The sequence below is a fragment of the Lysinibacillus sp. NPDC086135 genome, from assembly GCF_044746345.1.
In the GTDB taxonomy this organism is placed as follows: Bacteria; Bacillota; Bacilli; order Bacillales_A; family Planococcaceae; genus Lysinibacillus.
In genome coordinates, this window is the sequence record NZ_JBIVCA010000004.1 from 26,999 (window position 1) to 42,807 (window position 15,809).

Consider the following 15,809-nt stretch of genomic DNA (forward strand, 5'->3'; position numbering starts at 1 on the left):
CTAACTCTCTTACGAAATTATAATAATAATTTTTATTTCTTTTAGTCTGAATGAATAATAGTATCTGAGATAACCTGTTTAAAAACATAAGATTTATTACCTATTTGTGACGTTTGCATTTAAGTATATTGTCCTTTTTTGTCGTTATTTCTTAGTACTATATATTAATAAATGAATATTTTCATTTATAATAACTTTAGATACATACGAAAAGAGGTTTTGGGGATGACAAATATTGGTAATGTTCCGATCGAATATACAGCCTCAGCGAATAATATTTTGCCACAGCTTGTTGACCATTTGCGCCAATTACATGGCATTATTGTACAAAATACTTATGTAAAAGATACAGCTAAACATTTAAATCGTATCATTCAAGATGCTAACAACGAAACGATGATTCTTATTGTTGGGAAAGAGCGTGTTGGAAAAACAACACTTGTAAATGGACTTTTAGGACGTCAAGTTTTGCCTGTTAGTGATCAGCATCCAACAGGGGTAAATACATTTTTGCGATACGGTGAACATGAAGAAATAAAGGCTTATTTTTTAGATGGCGTTGTAGCAATATTTGATATGAGCAAGCTAGAATTATTGACAACTAGCGATACTTTTGCATCTCAAATACTACGAGAACATTTAGATTACTTAGAAGTATATTTGAAAAACGATTTATTAAAATCAGTAACAATTATTGATTCTGTTTCATTGGAAGCTGGGGGAGGAGAAATAGCCTACTTCCCAGAGGCATTGATGAACCGTGTTGACGAAATCTTTTGGGTATTACGCTCAGGTTCGATGGCTATTTATCCTGAAATATTATTGATGGAAACGCTAAAAAACAAAGGTGTTGAGCCTCTTTGTGTAATCAATGCCATAGATTCAAATGACAATACGCAGGCGTTTATTAATGCTGAGAGAGAACGAATTGGGTATTTAATAAGTGATTTTGTTGCTATCTCTGCAAGAGAAGCGATTGAAGCTAAACAGACTAAGAGTGATGAGCTTTGGGAGAAAAGTCAGTATGAGCAATTAATTTCAGAAATTCATCGAGTTGCAGAAAATAGTGATAAGAAAACGTATGGCATTTTAATTCGCTTCTTGCAATGGCTTGAACGATTCCGCTTCGAATTAACTGTTATTCCACAAAGAGATCCATTCCAATCTGCAGTTGAGAACATTGAAAAGTATGCAGGCGATACACAATACGAATTTTCACGCTATCAACGTGATTTAGCGATTGTAACTGAATATGAGCAAGAATACGAGCAGGTTGCCAACGTATTTGAAAATGTTCAAACATTATACCAACTTTTACAAACCATTTCACAAAATGATTATTTTCAAGATGAAATTGTGGAAAGCTTTACAGAAAAGGCTGTTTTTTATCAACAAATGTTACGGGAATACCGTAATATGCATAGCGATTATATACGTGAATATGATCGATTGGACGCTCAGCATAAAAAAATTCATGGAAAAGGTCTTATGAAAGCTATTTTTGGTCAGCATACACAAAATGGATTTTTCAAGGAACGTGTCAACAAGTTAAATGAGCAGCAAGTTGTTTGTATTGCACAATATGAAAAAGTGCAAGAAGCGGAGGCAACGATGCTTCAGTCCATTTATTCAATACAAAGTTATCTTATGGAGTTAACGAAAAAACGTTTGGAACGCATTGAGCAAAAAGTGCAAGAGCTAAATCACCAACGTTCAAAAGAAAAGCGCCAATTAAAGTTATACGCAAATAAATTAAATGAATTTTCTTGTTTAATTGAGGCGCAGGGCTATATTAAAGAAAATATTCAACCATTTTTAATGGACGAACAAATGCCGTTAAAAGAAAAAGATATTTTAATGCTAAAAGAAACGATTAACAGTATTATAAGCATTGACCTGACAAATAATGGGCTACTTGCACGTAGTCAAATGAACAATAAAATGGAGAGCATTGCAATTCCTTTCGATGTTCAGAAAAAATATCCATTACATACGTTAGCTTTAACAGAAGTAGATGTAAAATCAAACGATATACCAGAAATACCGAAAAAATTAGATATTCAATATGAAGAATAAATGTTAAAAGAAAATGTTCTAAAATTAATTTATAATTTTAGAACATTTTTTATGTATTTCCGGTTTTTTACAAATGGATTAATTGGCTAAAATTGGAACTAAATAAGACGGTTTTCGTATAGATAGTAGGAGGGATTAACATGATTCAAATTAAAGGACGTTTTACTGAAGCGAAAATTTATTCAAATACAGCCTTACAATCAGCTATCGATCAAATTAAAGAATTGGCAAATCAAGCCTTTATGGAAGGAACAAAAGTACGGATTATGCCAGATTATCATGCAGGGAAGGGTTGTGTTATTGGCACAACGATTCAACTTCAAAATCGTGTAGTGCCTAATCTTGTAGGCGTTGATGTTGGTTGCGGTGTATTTGTAGCTGAGTTAAATGAGACGGATATCGATTTTTCGAAACTTGATACTACAATTCGAGCACATATACCAAGCGGACAGAATATCCATCAGGAAGTATCTTCTGCACGTCATTTTGTTGAATTCGAGGGGAGACAGTTTGTAGCAAGTGGTTTAAAAGATGACTATACGAATTTATCGCTTGGTACACTTGGGGGAGGCAATCATTTTATAGAGCTTGCCAAAGACGATGCAGGCACACACTACTTACTTATCCATACTGGGTCGCGTTATGTCGGAGCTAAGGTAGCGAATTGGCATCAAAAAAGAGCCTATGAAACATTACAACAAGAAGATTTAAAAGATAAAATTGCCGAGCTGAAATATCAGGGGCGCGAAAAAGAAATTCAAGCGATGATTAAAGCTTTTAAAGAGCAAAATCCTATTGTACCAAAAGATTTAGCTTATTTAGAGGGTGAGTATTTCCATGATTATATTCACGATATGAAAATTGCTCAGCAATATGCTCGGATGAATCGTTGGACAATTGCCGAAACAATCTCCAAGCATATGAACTGGCGTTTTAACGAAACATTCGATACGATCCATAACTATATTGATACAGAAACAATGACGTTAAGAAAAGGAGCCGTTCGAGCAAATAAAGGGGAGAAGCTGGTTATTCCTATGAATATGCGAGATGGCTCACTTATTTGTATGGGGAAAGGGAATGCAGATTGGAATTACTCAGCACCACATGGGGCAGGGAGAATGTATTCTCGCCGTGCTGCAAAAGAAGCACTAAACATGGAAGATTTTAAAGAAATGATGCAAGGCATTTGGACAACATCCGTAAACGAAGAAACATTAGATGAAGCCCCAATGGCATATAAGCCGATGTCAGAAATTACATCTGTTCTCGAGGAAACTGCAGATATAATAAAAGTAATTACACCTGTTTATAATTTTAAAGCTAGCGAAGCCGTTAAGCCTTATGAGCGAAAAAATCAAAAAAATTCCTAATAATAGAAAGTACTTGCATTTACTCTTATCTATTAACATTATTTCTTTAATGGTATAAAATAGGCTTACAAAGATGAAGTGGGTGGTTTTTTGGTATCTTCAAAAGATGTGGCTAAGTATGCGGGTGTCTCTCAAACAACGGTTTCAAGGGTGTTAAATACTCCTGAACTCGTAAAGCCGAAAACTGTTGAAAAAGTGATGCGGGCAATTGAGGATTTAAACTATATTCCAAATGATATTGCAAGATCGCTTGTACAGAAAAAAACTGGCATTATTACTTTGATATCAGGGCCTTTACATAATCCTTTTTTTGTCGATACAACTACTGCAATCGTTAATTATGTTACTGCTCGGGGCTATAAAGTAAATGTTTATTTTGGTACGGAAGATGATTTAGATTCTATTTATAATTCTGTTTTGGAAACTAGGGCTGATGCGATTATTTTATCGTCTATGTTATATGAAGATGACTTATTTTTTAAGCTTGAAAAACTAGGCGTACCTTTTATCATGTATAATCGCAAGCATCGAGAAAACAGGTATTTTGTAGAAATTGATAATGTGGAAGCTGGTTATATAGCGACGAATCATATTTTATCTTTAGGTCATCGTAACATATGTTGGATTGGCGGCCCACATGAAATCAGTACTTTTTTTGAAAGGTACAATGGCTTTAAAAATGCATTAAAGGACAGCGGTATAGATATAAATACAGTGCCAGCATTTTTTACAAATACGAAAAAAGACGATATTGAACGAGTATTTGAGGAAATACTAAAATTTCCTACGAGGCCTACCGCTATTTGTGCCGCAACAGATGCAATTGCTATTGAAATTTTAAACCTTTGCTTAGAGAGGGGCTTTCATGTTCCTCAAGATTTTAATGTTATTGGCATTGATAATGTGGAGCTCAGTAAGCACCATTCAATTGCTTTAACAACAGTAGGTTTAGAATCCGAAAAAAACCTCGGATTTATTGCTATTGAAAAGTTATTTGAGGTAATGGAGAAAAAAAGTGATTGCATCCAACAAACAGAATCTGTTAAACTTTTCCCGAGAAATACAACAAGTAAAAAAATAAACTGAGGCCTCAGTTTATTTTTAAAAATCAAAATGGTTACGTATTCATTTTTTTATTTTCAGAAATGAATACGTAACCATCAAAAGAGAGGAGTGAGTAAGGTCTTGAAAAAGAGCTTATTTATTAATGGACAATGGCAAATGACAGATGAATTTATGGAGGTTCAAGCTCCCTACTCAAAAGAGGCCATTGCTCAATTTGCTATGGCCACTGAAGATGATGTGCAGCATGCAATTGAAAGTGCTCATGCAGCAGAAGCCGAAATGGCAGCATTAACAGCATTTCAAAGAGCAGAAATTTTAGAACAATTATCGGATCTATTTGCAGAAAATCGAGAAGAGGCAGCTAGAATTATTTCACTAGAATCAGCTAAACCCTTAAAATATGCCTATGCTGAGATTGATCGAACGATTGAAACTTACAAATTTGCAGCAGAAGAAGCTAAACGACTATCTGGTGAAATGATTCCAATGGATGCATCTAAAAGTGGAGAGGGTAGATTTGGTTATACAATTCGAGAGCCATTGGGCGTTATTGCGGCTATCACGCCTTTTAATTTTCCGCAAAATTTAGTAGCCCATAAAGTTGGACCCGCATTAGCAGCTGGAAATACGATTGTTTTGAAGCCTGCAACCCAAACAGCGTTATCTGCTCATTTTTTAGCAAAATTATTGGCACAAACAAAATTACCAGCAGGTGCATTTAACTTAGTAACTGGGCAAGGAAAACTAGTAGGAGATGCCTTTTTAGCACATCCAAAAGTAAAGATGATTACATTTACTGGAAGTCCTGCTGTAGGTATTTCCCTCCGCAATCGCGCTGGCTTAAAGAAAGTCACATTAGAACTTGGTTCGAATGCTGGTGTTATTGTTGATGAAGGGATTCAACTCGATAAGATTATGGACCGAATTGTGATGGGGGCTTTTGCAAATCAAGGTCAAGTTTGCATCTCCCTACAGCGTATATATGTAAAAGAAAATATGATGAATGTATTTTTAGAAAAACTAAAAGCAAAAATAGAACAGCTAATAATAGGGGACCCATTAGATGTAACAACGGATTTAGCGATGATGATTTCAGAAACTGAGCAACAGCGTGCTGTCACATGGATAGAAGAAGCGGTAGCAGAAGGTGCCGAAGTACTGACAGGTGGTCGTATTGAAAATAATATTTTACTTCCAACAGTATTATATAATGTATCCTCCCAAAGCCGTGTATCTTGTGAGGAAATATTTGCACCTGTTGTAATTGTCAATTCTGTTTCTTCCATAGAAGAAGCTATTGATGCTGTCAATGATTCACATTACGGCTTACAGGCAGGCATATTTACACCTTCAATCGAGATGGCCTTTAAAGCTTCAAAGAAATTACAAGTAGGAGGCGTCATTATTAATGACGTTCCAACATACCGTGTTGACCATATGCCATATGGCGGCATTAAAGAAAGCGGAACCGGTCGAGAAGGAATCAAATATGCAGTTGAGGAAATGACAGAAATGAAGCTAGTGATTTGGAATAACAATTAACTTCTTTCAGCAGCAAATGTTTTTATGTAGCGAAAGCAAAGCGACAGCTACAATTATGTCGAGGCATAAATGATTCCGAAATGGAGATGGTTGTAAATGAACATAATCAAACAGCACCCGAAATTGTATGTTATGGGTAATGGAACAATACGAATGGATAAAAACTATCTGATTGCCATGCATAACCCTGCAACGATTGATCATCCAAACCAGCCAAATGAATTTATAGAGCTTCCAGTTTATACAGTATTAATTGATCATCCAGAAGGAAAAGTATTATTTGATACAGCATGTAACCCAAATTCAATGGGATCTGAAGGGCGCTGGGGTGAATTTACTCAAAAAGCATTCCCGATTAATATGCCAGAAGATTGCTATTTACATCATCGTTTAGAAGAGTTAAATGTGCGTCCAGAAGATATTAAATATGTTGTAGCTTCACATTTACATTTAGATCATGCAGGCTGTTTAGAGCTTTTTACAAATGCAACGATTATTGTACAGGAAGATGAATTCAATGGAACTTTACAAACATACGCAAGAAATGTAAAAGAAGGTGCCTATATTTGGGGTGACATTGATATGTGGATAAAAAACAATTTACAATGGCGATTAATTAAGCGTGGTGAGGATAATGTGAAACTTGCAGAAGGAATCCAAGTTTTGAATTTTGGAAGCGGTCATGCTTGGGGAATGCTAGGTTTGCATATTAATATGCCAGAAACGGGTGGAATTATTTTAGCTTCAGATGCCATTTACACCGCTGAAAGCTTTGGGCCGCCTGTCAAGCCACCAGGAATACTATATGATTCTGTGGGCTATAATTCTACGGTTGAACGAATTAGAAGATTAGCAAATGAAACAAATTCGCAAGTGTGGTTTGGCCATGATTCAGTCCAATTTAAGTCATTTAGAAAATCGACAGAAGGCTATTATGAATAGATAGGAGTAGAACAATTATGCATAAATTAACCTTTACTCCTGCGAGTTATACAGGCTGGGGTTGTTTGAGTCAGCTACTACCGGAAGTAGAAAAATTGAAAGCAAATAATATTTTAATAATCACAGATCCATTTTTAAAAGAGTTAGGTTTAACAGATCATCTTGAAAAGCCATTACTTGAAAATGGGTACGCTACAACTATTTATACCGATATTGCCCCAGAGCCACCGCTCGCAATTGGTGAGAAACTAGTTGAATTCACAAGAAAACATCATTTTGATTTAGTGATTGGTCTAGGGGGAGGAAGTGCATTAGACTTAGCGAAGCTTGCCGCTGTATTGGCAACACATGATGGGAAAGTGGCAGATTACTTAAACTTAACGGGAACAAAAAATATTGAAAATAAAGGGTTACCTAAGGTTTTAATTCCAACTACATCTGGAACAGGCTCAGAAGTGACAAATATATCCGTGCTATCACTAGAAACGACTAAAGATGTTGTGACACATGATTACTTATTAGCAGATGTCTCCATTGTAGACCCTGCGTTAACGATTTCCTTACCACCCAAAGTGACCGCTGCTACAGGCGTAGATGCTTTAACACATGCAATAGAGGCTTATGTTTCTGTAAATGCCAATGAAGTAACTGATGCACTTGCACTACAAGCCATTAAATTAATTAGTGGTTCCATTCGAACTGCAGTGCATGACGGTCAAAATAAGCAGGCACGCTCGGATATGAGTTATGGAAGTTATTTGGCAGGCTTAGCCTTTTTCAATGCTGGTGTTGCAGGAGTACATGCTTTAGCTTATCCACTTGGTGGCCAGTTCCATATTGCTCATGGAGATTCCAACGCAGTGCTATTACCATATGTCATGGGCTATATTCGTCAAAGTTGCGAAAAACGTATGAAAGATATTTTAGATGCAATGGGTATTTCATCTGCGTATTTATCGCAAGAAGAGGCTTCCTATAAATGTGTAGATGCATTGAAGCAACTTGTGAAGGACGTTAATATTCCGTCCACATTACAAGGATTTAATATACCAGAATTAGCACTGGAACAACTAACGGATGATGCGACAATGCAAACAAGAATTTTAGCACGTAGTCCGATGCCGCTTAAGCGAGAAGATATCTATTCGATATATCGAGCTGCATTTGATGGAGAAGTTCGAGAACCACAACTACTATAAAGAAGATACGAGAAACGTTGATTGCGGGCGTTTCTCTTTTTAGGAGCTTTCTCAAAGATTAAAGTCCCTGTTAGTGAAATAACTACTTCCAGGTAAATAATGTTTAAACATTTCCAAAGCATCCGTATGCTCTTTTAATACAGCAATGGTTTTATTGTTTGGTTTTGCAAAAATAATAGAATAATCCTCTTCGTTAAGTTCCTTGTTAATGGAAAAAACTAATTTTTCTTCATCAAATGAAAATTGAATATTAACACCTATTAATTAAAGATTGTGAAGGAATACACTTAAAGTAACGGAGTGCTTTAGTGAAATATTCGATTTAAGAAAACATAAAAACAGAGTTGATTCTACACATCTTGTAGATTAACTCTGTTTTTATGTTTTAACAGCAACAATCAAAGAAGCCCTTTTTTAAATTCTATGAAGTAATAGATACAGAATATAAATGAAAATGAAATTTGTTACAATTGATTAAATAATTAAAAATAAATCGAACGAAAATGTCAGCTTGACTGTCTAATAAGTAGAAGGGGGTGTATGTGATGGATGAACAAGCATTGGTGAAGCGTGCGATAGCTGGGGACGAAGATGCTTTTTTACATCTAATAAAACAATATGAACAGACGATGTACCGTATGGCATTTTCCTATTTAAGAAATGAACATGATGCCATTGAAGCAATACAAGAAGCTACATATCGAAGCCTAAAAAAGATACATACCGTCAAAGAACCAGGTTATTTTAGTACGTGGCTTGTCCGAATTTTACTCAATATTTGCCATGATATGCGTGAAAGAAGCAGTCGTCTTAATTTGCAAGAAGACATAGAAATCAGCGATAATGCCCCCAATTATGAGCGTTTTGAAATGACAGATATCATTACAAAGCTACCAAAAGAGCAGCAAGAGCTTATTTTTCTAAAATATTTTCAAGATTATAAAAATCGGGATATTGCTAGACTTCAAAATATTCCAGAAGGAACTGTGAAGTCAAGGTTACATGCGGCATTGAAAAAGCTAAAACTATATTTTACGGAGAAGGGAGAGCTATAGATGAAACAGGTAGAAAAGCATGATTATGATATTTTTGTCAAAGAACTAGCGAAAATTGACATACCACTTGAGCATTTAGAAGAGTCGCATAGGAAAAGTGTCATACGCTTCCAAAAAGAAAAGCGTAATCGACAACGTATATGGAAAAGCAGTGCTGTTACTTGTGCATTGCTGTTACTTTTTGTAACGTCTATCCGTGTATCTCCAGCTTTTGCGAATACCATCGCAAAAATCCCAGGCTTTGCTCCGTTAGTAGAGATGATTACGTATGATAAAGGGGTCAAAGATATACTCCATAACAACTATTATGAGGAACTAGGACTGTCACAAACGAAAAATGGTGTATCATTTACACTTCAAGGAGTTATTGCTGATGAAACAGGTATGATATTGCCTTATACATTTTCGGCACCGTTCGATGTTCATGATTTAGCAATCAAGAAAATGGAGCTCCGTCTAAATGGTGAGGTATTACCCGCTGGAATAAGTTACAGTTGGTATAGCGAAAAAGAAACATCTTTGATTGAAGATAAATTTGCGGCTTCATTTAAAAATCCTATAAATTATGACAATGCTAATTTTGAACTATATATACAATTTGCAGATGAAAAACAAACAGAGTTTACGATCCCATTTTCACTTAAAAAGCCAATAGCGAAAACGAAGTCCTATGTATTGAATGAAAAAATGAGCTTTGAAGGTCAGCAAATCATCATCAAGTCTGTATCAATTTCACCGCTCCGTACAGGTGTTACAATCGCTCTCGATCCACATAATGATCAGCGTATTTTAGGATTTGATGATATTCGTCTATTGGATGAAAAAGGGGAGGAATGGACGACGATTAATAATGGCATAACAGCTACAGGGGATTTTATGGATTGGGAAGCGACATTCTTTATGCAAAGTAATTATTTTAGAGAGCCCAAAAAGTTAACATTATCCATTGGAAAAGTAAAAGTATTGCCGAAAGGGCAAGATTTTATAGAGGTAGATTTTAACCAAAAGAAAGTGCTATCGAAACCACCTCTCCCAGGCTTAAAAGTTCAAGTTAATAAGCACATGGTAACAATAAATGTTCCAACTTCTTATGAAAATAAAAATATCGGTTTACTTGGCACGGCCATAGATGCAAATGGCGAAAGTGTTATCAGTAATTCAGTAAGTCACTATAGACCTGATGAATACGTAATCGAACAAACCGAAACATATGACATGAAGGGAATCATCAACCCAGTTCGTATCTATTTCTCACATTATGAAAACTTTTTAGATGGAACTCAAACAGTTGATATTCCACTGAAATAGAGGTGGAATTTCGGTGCCGAAATAAGTAAGAAAAAGAGAAATGTTAGTTTTTTAGCGTTTCTTTTTTTTTAGGCTCTGTTTAATTACGGTGTTGATATTTAATTATTACGAAAGTTGGTTCTGACAAATTAAAAGGGTAGATTATAAGTATTTGCCACAAGAATACGCTTTTAATTTGAGAAAAACAACAATCAAGTTAAACAGCCTTTTATTAAAAAGTACAAACTTTAATAATGAATAAAGTATTAGGAAGAAGAAAGTTATTATGAATATTTTCCTAGGAAATGAATAGCAAATAATGAATAATTGGTATATAATAGATATTATTTTATTATATGGAGGGCATACTGGTGAAATTAGTACTACAGATAACAAGTGTGATATTAATTGTTTCCGCTATAATTTTTGCTTTATCTCAAATCTCAAGTTTAAAAGAAGAAAGGGAGGATATGAAGTATTGGGAAGAAGTGACTCGTAAACATTATGATAATAACCTTATAGAAGAAAGATATTTTGTATTAAAAGATAGTTATACCTCTCATCTCACTACAACTTTAGTATTAGCAATATCTATTATATTAACAGGAATATTCTTTCTAGCCATAGCGAAAATTATTTCCTTACTTCAAGACATAAGTTTAAAAATTTGTATGAAGCCTCAAGAAGAAGAATTTGAGTTGTTAAATTAATCGGAGGAATAGTATGTTAGTTGATATAAATTGTCCAATTGAAGTGCTTAAGTATCAGCTTTATAGAAGTAAAGAAACTGGTAAGGTTTATTGCTCATTTAGATTTAATAATATTTCAGAAAATAGAATTAAAGGCTTTAATGCTACCATTTATTGTTTTGATCAATTTGGTGAGCCAGTTGGTTGGGAATCAAATAGCTTTAAATATAAACTTCAGCTACCTGAATCAATAGGTCCTAACCGAGCATTTGGTGACAATGAAAAAATTTCATTAGAAAATTTTCCACATGCAAGAAACATTGATATAGTCATTGAGAAAGTACTTTTTAGTGATGGAACTACATGGACTCAAACTGAATCAGAGCTAGAAAAAGTAGAACTAAAAGAAATTAATAACCCTTGGCTATTAACGTTTGTAAAAACACATGAAGGAAATGATGCACAATATTATTATTCACAAATATTGAATGATAAATGGACATGTGTATGTGGACGTCTTAACGTAGAGAATATGAACACATGTAAGCGTTGCAAAAGAGAAAAAGATCATGTTCTTTCTATTATAATAATGAAGAAGCGATTAATGACCAAATTAAATTATATGAAAAACAGTTGGAAGAGAAAAAAAAGAAAGAGCTATTAGAAAAAGAACGCCAACAAGAAATATTTAAGAAAAAAGTAAAGCAAATGATTAAATATAGCTCTGTGTTAATCAGTCTTTTATTGCTTATTGGTATTGCAACTTATGGCTTTATAACAAAGTTTACTTTTTCATGGGAAAATTATCTTTTATTAAAAGATAAGGATGTCTCTTTGATTGAAGCAGTAAAAAGTCAAAATATGAATGATATAAATTTTTTGATTGAAAACGGGGCCAATGCTAATTTTGTTAACAAAGATGGCGAAAATTCAATAAGTGAAGCCATCAAATTACCTAATAAAAAATTAGCTATTTCCTTAATGAATAAAGGAATGGGAAGTATCAGAGTTGGAAAAGACAAGGATACCCTTGCGCATGTTGCAATCAATAATGAACAATATGAAATATTAAAAGATTTTCATAAATACGGTATTGATATGGACGTAAAGAATGAGCTGGGGCATACCGTTCTATATTCTGCAATGAAAACAGGGAATCGAGAGATGATTGAATACCTTATTAATGAAATGAAAGTAAATCTTCAAGAAGTAGATAACGAGGGAAACAATATAGTTCAAGTAGCCTTATTACAGCAGTTAAACAATACAGCATTAATAAAAGAATTATTGAACCTGGATATTGATTTAAAGAAAGTGAATATAGATGGACAAAATACATACGAAACGGCTATTCTTACTCAAAATAAAGAGGTAGTTCAAATATTTATAGATAAAGGACTAGATCTTAATAAGGTTGATAAATTTGGAAATAATGCAATCCATGTTCTCCTAAATCATAAAAAAGATAATTTTGATTTTTTAGCAGAATTGATAAAAAAGGGAACAAATGTAAATGGATTCAATGAACAAGGGCAAACACCATTATATTTAGCGATAGTAAATGGGGATAAAAAAACTGTTGAAGAACTAATTAATAAAAAGGCAGATATAAAAACTGTTAATAGTAGCGGTGACTCAGCACAAGAGATAGCTGAAAAGTCTAATAAATCTTTGGTGGGATTATTTGAGCAAGGTAGATTTATTATTAAGATTGATAAACAAAAGAATGGTTTTATGGTTAATGGAATTGCTCTAGGTAATTCGAGAAAAGATGTAGTTAATAAGTTAGGAAAACCAGCTAAGAGGAAACAGTTCGATACCGCATATGGTGAAATAGACTGTGATTTTTATTACTTGAAAGACAGTACAGGACAAGATATAGAGACGCAATATTGTTCTTATATAGGTAAAAGCGATAAGATTGAAAACATATCGTTTGAATTTTATTCTAAACAGCTAAATGAAAAATGGTATAAAGATTTAGGAGAACCGTATGTCAATGATGAAGCGCCGTTATTTTACTTAAAGGGTACAGATCAACTATTGCTTTTAAAACCAAACGAAGAAGTAGGGTTTCTTAGTTATAGTGGCTATTTTGATTAAGTCCATATAATATGTAAAAGAAAAGAGTCATTTTTAATCTTCCTGCGTAAATGTTAAGTAAGACTAAAACATTGAGGATGAATAAAAAATGACTCAATTTACTAGTAAATTTTAAGCTTCAGCATCTGGTGTAAATGAACGTGTCGCTAATTCAGCGTCAAGCATAAAGATGGCATTAGAATCATTTTCAATGCGTTCAATTTTACGAATTAACGTGTCGAATGTTGATTCTTCCTCCACTTGCTCGTCAATAAACCATTTTAAGAAAGCCATTGTCGCATGCTCGCGCTCGTCTAAAGCGATATCCGATAGATTATAAATACGGCGAGTCACTTCCTTCTCGTGTGAAAGAGCAGTTTTGAAGGCATGTAAAATAGACTCGAAATGGTTATCTGGGCTATCGAAGCCATGGATTGTTGCACGGTAGCCCATATCGCTTAGGAAATTATAAAATTTCATCGCATGGAAGCGCTCTTCTTCAGCCTGTACTAAAAAGAAGTTGGCAAAGCCATCGTAATCTTGATCTGTGCAATATGCCGCCATCGCCATATAAGCATGCGCAGAGTAAAATTCAAAATTCATTTGTTCGTTTAGTGCTGTGTGTAGTTTTTCAGATAACATAAAAGTTTTCCTCCCTTTGCAGTAAATACCTGCTGCATCTCTTTTAGTATACAGCGAAGAAGGACAGTGTGGCAATTTAATTGATTTTTATTCTCAATTATGAAATTTAATCAAATTCATTTTTTAAACGCCAAATGACTTCTAAAAGATTGACAAATAAATTAATGAAATCTAAGTATAGATTTAAAGCCATGCCTACTACTTCAGCATCTGAAACGTGATTATGTCGGATTCGGTTAAAGTCATAAACCGTATAGAGACTAAAAAGTAGTACAGTAATTCCTGCAATAATCAAAGCGACCAAGTTGCTAACAGGGAAAAACATAAAGGCTAATGAAAATACAATAACGACGATTAATACGGTGAATAAATAGGTTCCCCAATTGGAAATGTCTTTATTCATCATCATACCTATCAGTGCTAGCACAATAAAAATAGCTACAGTCGCTACGAAAACAAGTAAAACAAGTTGTTGCCCTAGCTCTACAATGTAAAATTGTGTTGTCCAAAATAGTGAAATTCCCATTAAAAAGGGGATTGTATACATAATAGAATTAGCAAGCTTCAAGTTTCGTACAAAAATGACAATGATAAGAAGTACAAGCGCAATAATGGATATTGGCATGACAATTGCAGGAGGTAATAATGTTGCTATGTACATTCCGACAACTGTTAATACCCACATAAAAGCAAAGTGTTTTAAGATCTTATTTAAGTTTTGATTTTTAGCATACGCCATATAGAAAAATCCTTTCTTTTGTAAAATAACTTTTATATAGTAACATACGAATCAACATTGAAAAAGATTCAACTATAAAAAAATATGTATTATTATCATCATGTGGTGCTAACTGGTTACCAAGTATCCACGATTTGATGATACAAACAATACCCGGCCTTCGCTAGACCGGGTAATATTTTTTCATTATTTTACATTTTTCCTTTGGTTTTTCACACCAACTAAATAGCCACCAAGGGCAATTGCAACTAAGACAATCCAGAAAATGGCCTTCCAAAGTGTTGAGTGTGGAAATTCATGTGGGATTATACCTAGTTTTTCGTGTGCTAATGTTAGAACAGCCAGCTTTACACCAACCCAACCAACGATTAAGAAGGCAGCTGTTTCAAGTGATGGATAATTATCGAGTATTTTCACGAACCAACGAGCAGCAAAACGCATCATAATAACACCGATAATACCACCTAAAAACATCACAGCGAATTGCCCAGCATTAATGCCGCCAACATCGAAATTTCCGATATGAGGTAGTGTAACTGCAATGGCGACAGCAGCTAATATTGAATCTATGGCAAAAGCAATATCAGCAAACTCAACCTTCAGTACGGTCATCCAGAAACCAGATTGTTTTTTATTCTCCTGAGTTTCCTCGGGATTTTGTTTGGCTTTTCGGGAATCATAAATATGCTTCGTTGACATAATTAATAAATAGGCAGCACCTAGAGCTTGAATTTGCCAGAAGTTAACGAGCGTTGTAATAAGAAATAGTGCCGCAAAACGAAAAACAAATGCTCCCACTAAACCATATAGCAATGCTTTTTGCTGTTGATTTTTTGGTAAATGCTTAACCATAACAGCCATAACAACGGCATTGTCTGCAGCTAATAAACCTTCTAGTACAATTAATACGACGAGGACCCATGCGTATTCTAGTAAAATTGCCTCCAAATGTATTTCCTCCTTTATACTTTGAACAGAAATGAATAAATTGCTTTCAACTTATTCTTTGCTTTTTTAGGCAAAATAAAAAGACCCATGCCTAAAAAAATAGGCAAAGGTCTTGCTAAGCTAATTAATTGGTTGTTGCACAGAATATCTGTACGCCAAGATATGCCTTC

The 15,809-nt window shown here is 34.4% G+C and carries 14 protein-coding genes; 11 read left to right on the forward strand and 3 right to left on the reverse strand.

The window, feature by feature from the left end; all coding sequences use genetic code 11:
* Positions 1 to 225: 225 nt before the first annotated feature.
* The 11 genes from ACIPKN_RS07025 to ACIPKN_RS07075 all read left to right on the forward strand — a co-directional run bounded on the left by ACIPKN_RS07025 (position 226) and on the right by ACIPKN_RS07075 (position 13,331).
* The gene (locus ACIPKN_RS07025) at positions 226 to 2,076 is read left to right on the forward strand and encodes a dynamin family protein (protein WP_400934564.1); all 1,851 of its coding nucleotides are present in this window, start codon (positions 226 to 228) and stop codon (positions 2,074 to 2,076) included.
* Positions 2,077 to 2,216: 140 nt separating this feature from the next.
* Positions 2,217 to 3,449, forward strand: coding sequence for an RtcB family protein (locus ACIPKN_RS07030; protein WP_400934565.1), 1,233 nt, complete (start codon positions 2,217 to 2,219; stop codon positions 3,447 to 3,449).
* Between the two features lie 90 nt (positions 3,450 to 3,539).
* A complete protein-coding gene (locus ACIPKN_RS07035) occupies positions 3,540 to 4,535 on the forward strand; it encodes a LacI family DNA-binding transcriptional regulator (protein ID WP_400934567.1) in 996 nt (331 codons plus the stop codon).
* Between the two features lie 99 nt (positions 4,536 to 4,634).
* Positions 4,635 to 6,056: an aldehyde dehydrogenase family protein gene (locus ACIPKN_RS07040; protein WP_400934568.1), complete on the forward strand. Its 1,422-nt coding sequence runs from the start codon at positions 4,635 to 4,637 to the stop codon at positions 6,054 to 6,056.
* Between the two features lie 96 nt (positions 6,057 to 6,152).
* Positions 6,153 to 6,998: an AhlS family quorum-quenching N-acyl homoserine lactonase gene (gene ahlS / locus ACIPKN_RS07045; protein WP_400934570.1), complete on the forward strand. Its 846-nt coding sequence runs from the start codon at positions 6,153 to 6,155 to the stop codon at positions 6,996 to 6,998.
* 17 nt (positions 6,999 to 7,015) lie between these two features.
* The gene (locus ACIPKN_RS07050; RefSeq protein WP_400934571.1) at positions 7,016 to 8,197 is read left to right on the forward strand and encodes an iron-containing alcohol dehydrogenase; all 1,182 of its coding nucleotides are present in this window, start codon (positions 7,016 to 7,018) and stop codon (positions 8,195 to 8,197) included.
* Between the two features lie 545 nt (positions 8,198 to 8,742).
* Positions 8,743 to 9,252, forward strand: coding sequence for a sigma-70 family RNA polymerase sigma factor (locus ACIPKN_RS07055; protein WP_400934573.1), 510 nt, complete (start codon positions 8,743 to 8,745; stop codon positions 9,250 to 9,252).
* Positions 9,253 to 10,560, forward strand: coding sequence for a DUF4179 domain-containing protein (locus ACIPKN_RS07060; protein WP_400934575.1), 1,308 nt, complete (start codon positions 9,253 to 9,255; stop codon positions 10,558 to 10,560).
* Positions 10,561 to 10,910: 350 nt separating this feature from the next.
* Positions 10,911 to 11,249, forward strand: a complete 339-nt coding sequence (locus tag ACIPKN_RS07065) for a hypothetical protein (RefSeq protein WP_400934576.1) — start codon at positions 10,911 to 10,913, stop codon at positions 11,247 to 11,249.
* Between the two features lie 13 nt (positions 11,250 to 11,262).
* Positions 11,263 to 11,892, forward strand: a complete 630-nt coding sequence (locus ACIPKN_RS07070; protein ID WP_400934578.1) for a DUF5780 domain-containing protein — start codon at positions 11,263 to 11,265, stop codon at positions 11,890 to 11,892.
* Positions 11,862 to 13,331: an ankyrin repeat domain-containing protein gene (locus ACIPKN_RS07075; RefSeq protein ID WP_400934580.1), complete on the forward strand. Its 1,470-nt coding sequence runs from the start codon at positions 11,862 to 11,864 to the stop codon at positions 13,329 to 13,331. The genes ACIPKN_RS07070 and ACIPKN_RS07075 overlap by 31 nt, the downstream gene beginning before the upstream one ends.
* Before the next feature lie 111 nt (positions 13,332 to 13,442).
* Here the strand turns inward: ACIPKN_RS07075 and ACIPKN_RS07080 are convergent, their stop codons facing one another.
* The 3 genes from ACIPKN_RS07080 to ACIPKN_RS07090 form a co-directional block, all read right to left on the reverse strand.
* Complete coding sequence (locus tag ACIPKN_RS07080) at positions 13,443 to 13,952, reverse strand: ferritin (RefSeq protein ID WP_248716244.1); 510 nt, start codon at positions 13,950 to 13,952, stop codon at positions 13,443 to 13,445.
* Positions 13,953 to 14,058: 106 nt separating this feature from the next.
* On the reverse strand, positions 14,059 to 14,691 hold the full coding sequence (locus ACIPKN_RS07085) for a Bax inhibitor-1/YccA family protein (protein WP_142507004.1): 633 nt from the start codon (positions 14,689 to 14,691) through the stop codon (positions 14,059 to 14,061).
* A gap of 186 nt (positions 14,692 to 14,877) precedes the next feature.
* Entirely contained in the window at positions 14,878 to 15,639 is a 762-nt protein-coding gene (locus ACIPKN_RS07090; protein WP_323655280.1) for a TerC family protein, read from the reverse strand.
* Between the last annotated feature and the right edge of the window lie 170 nt (positions 15,640 to 15,809).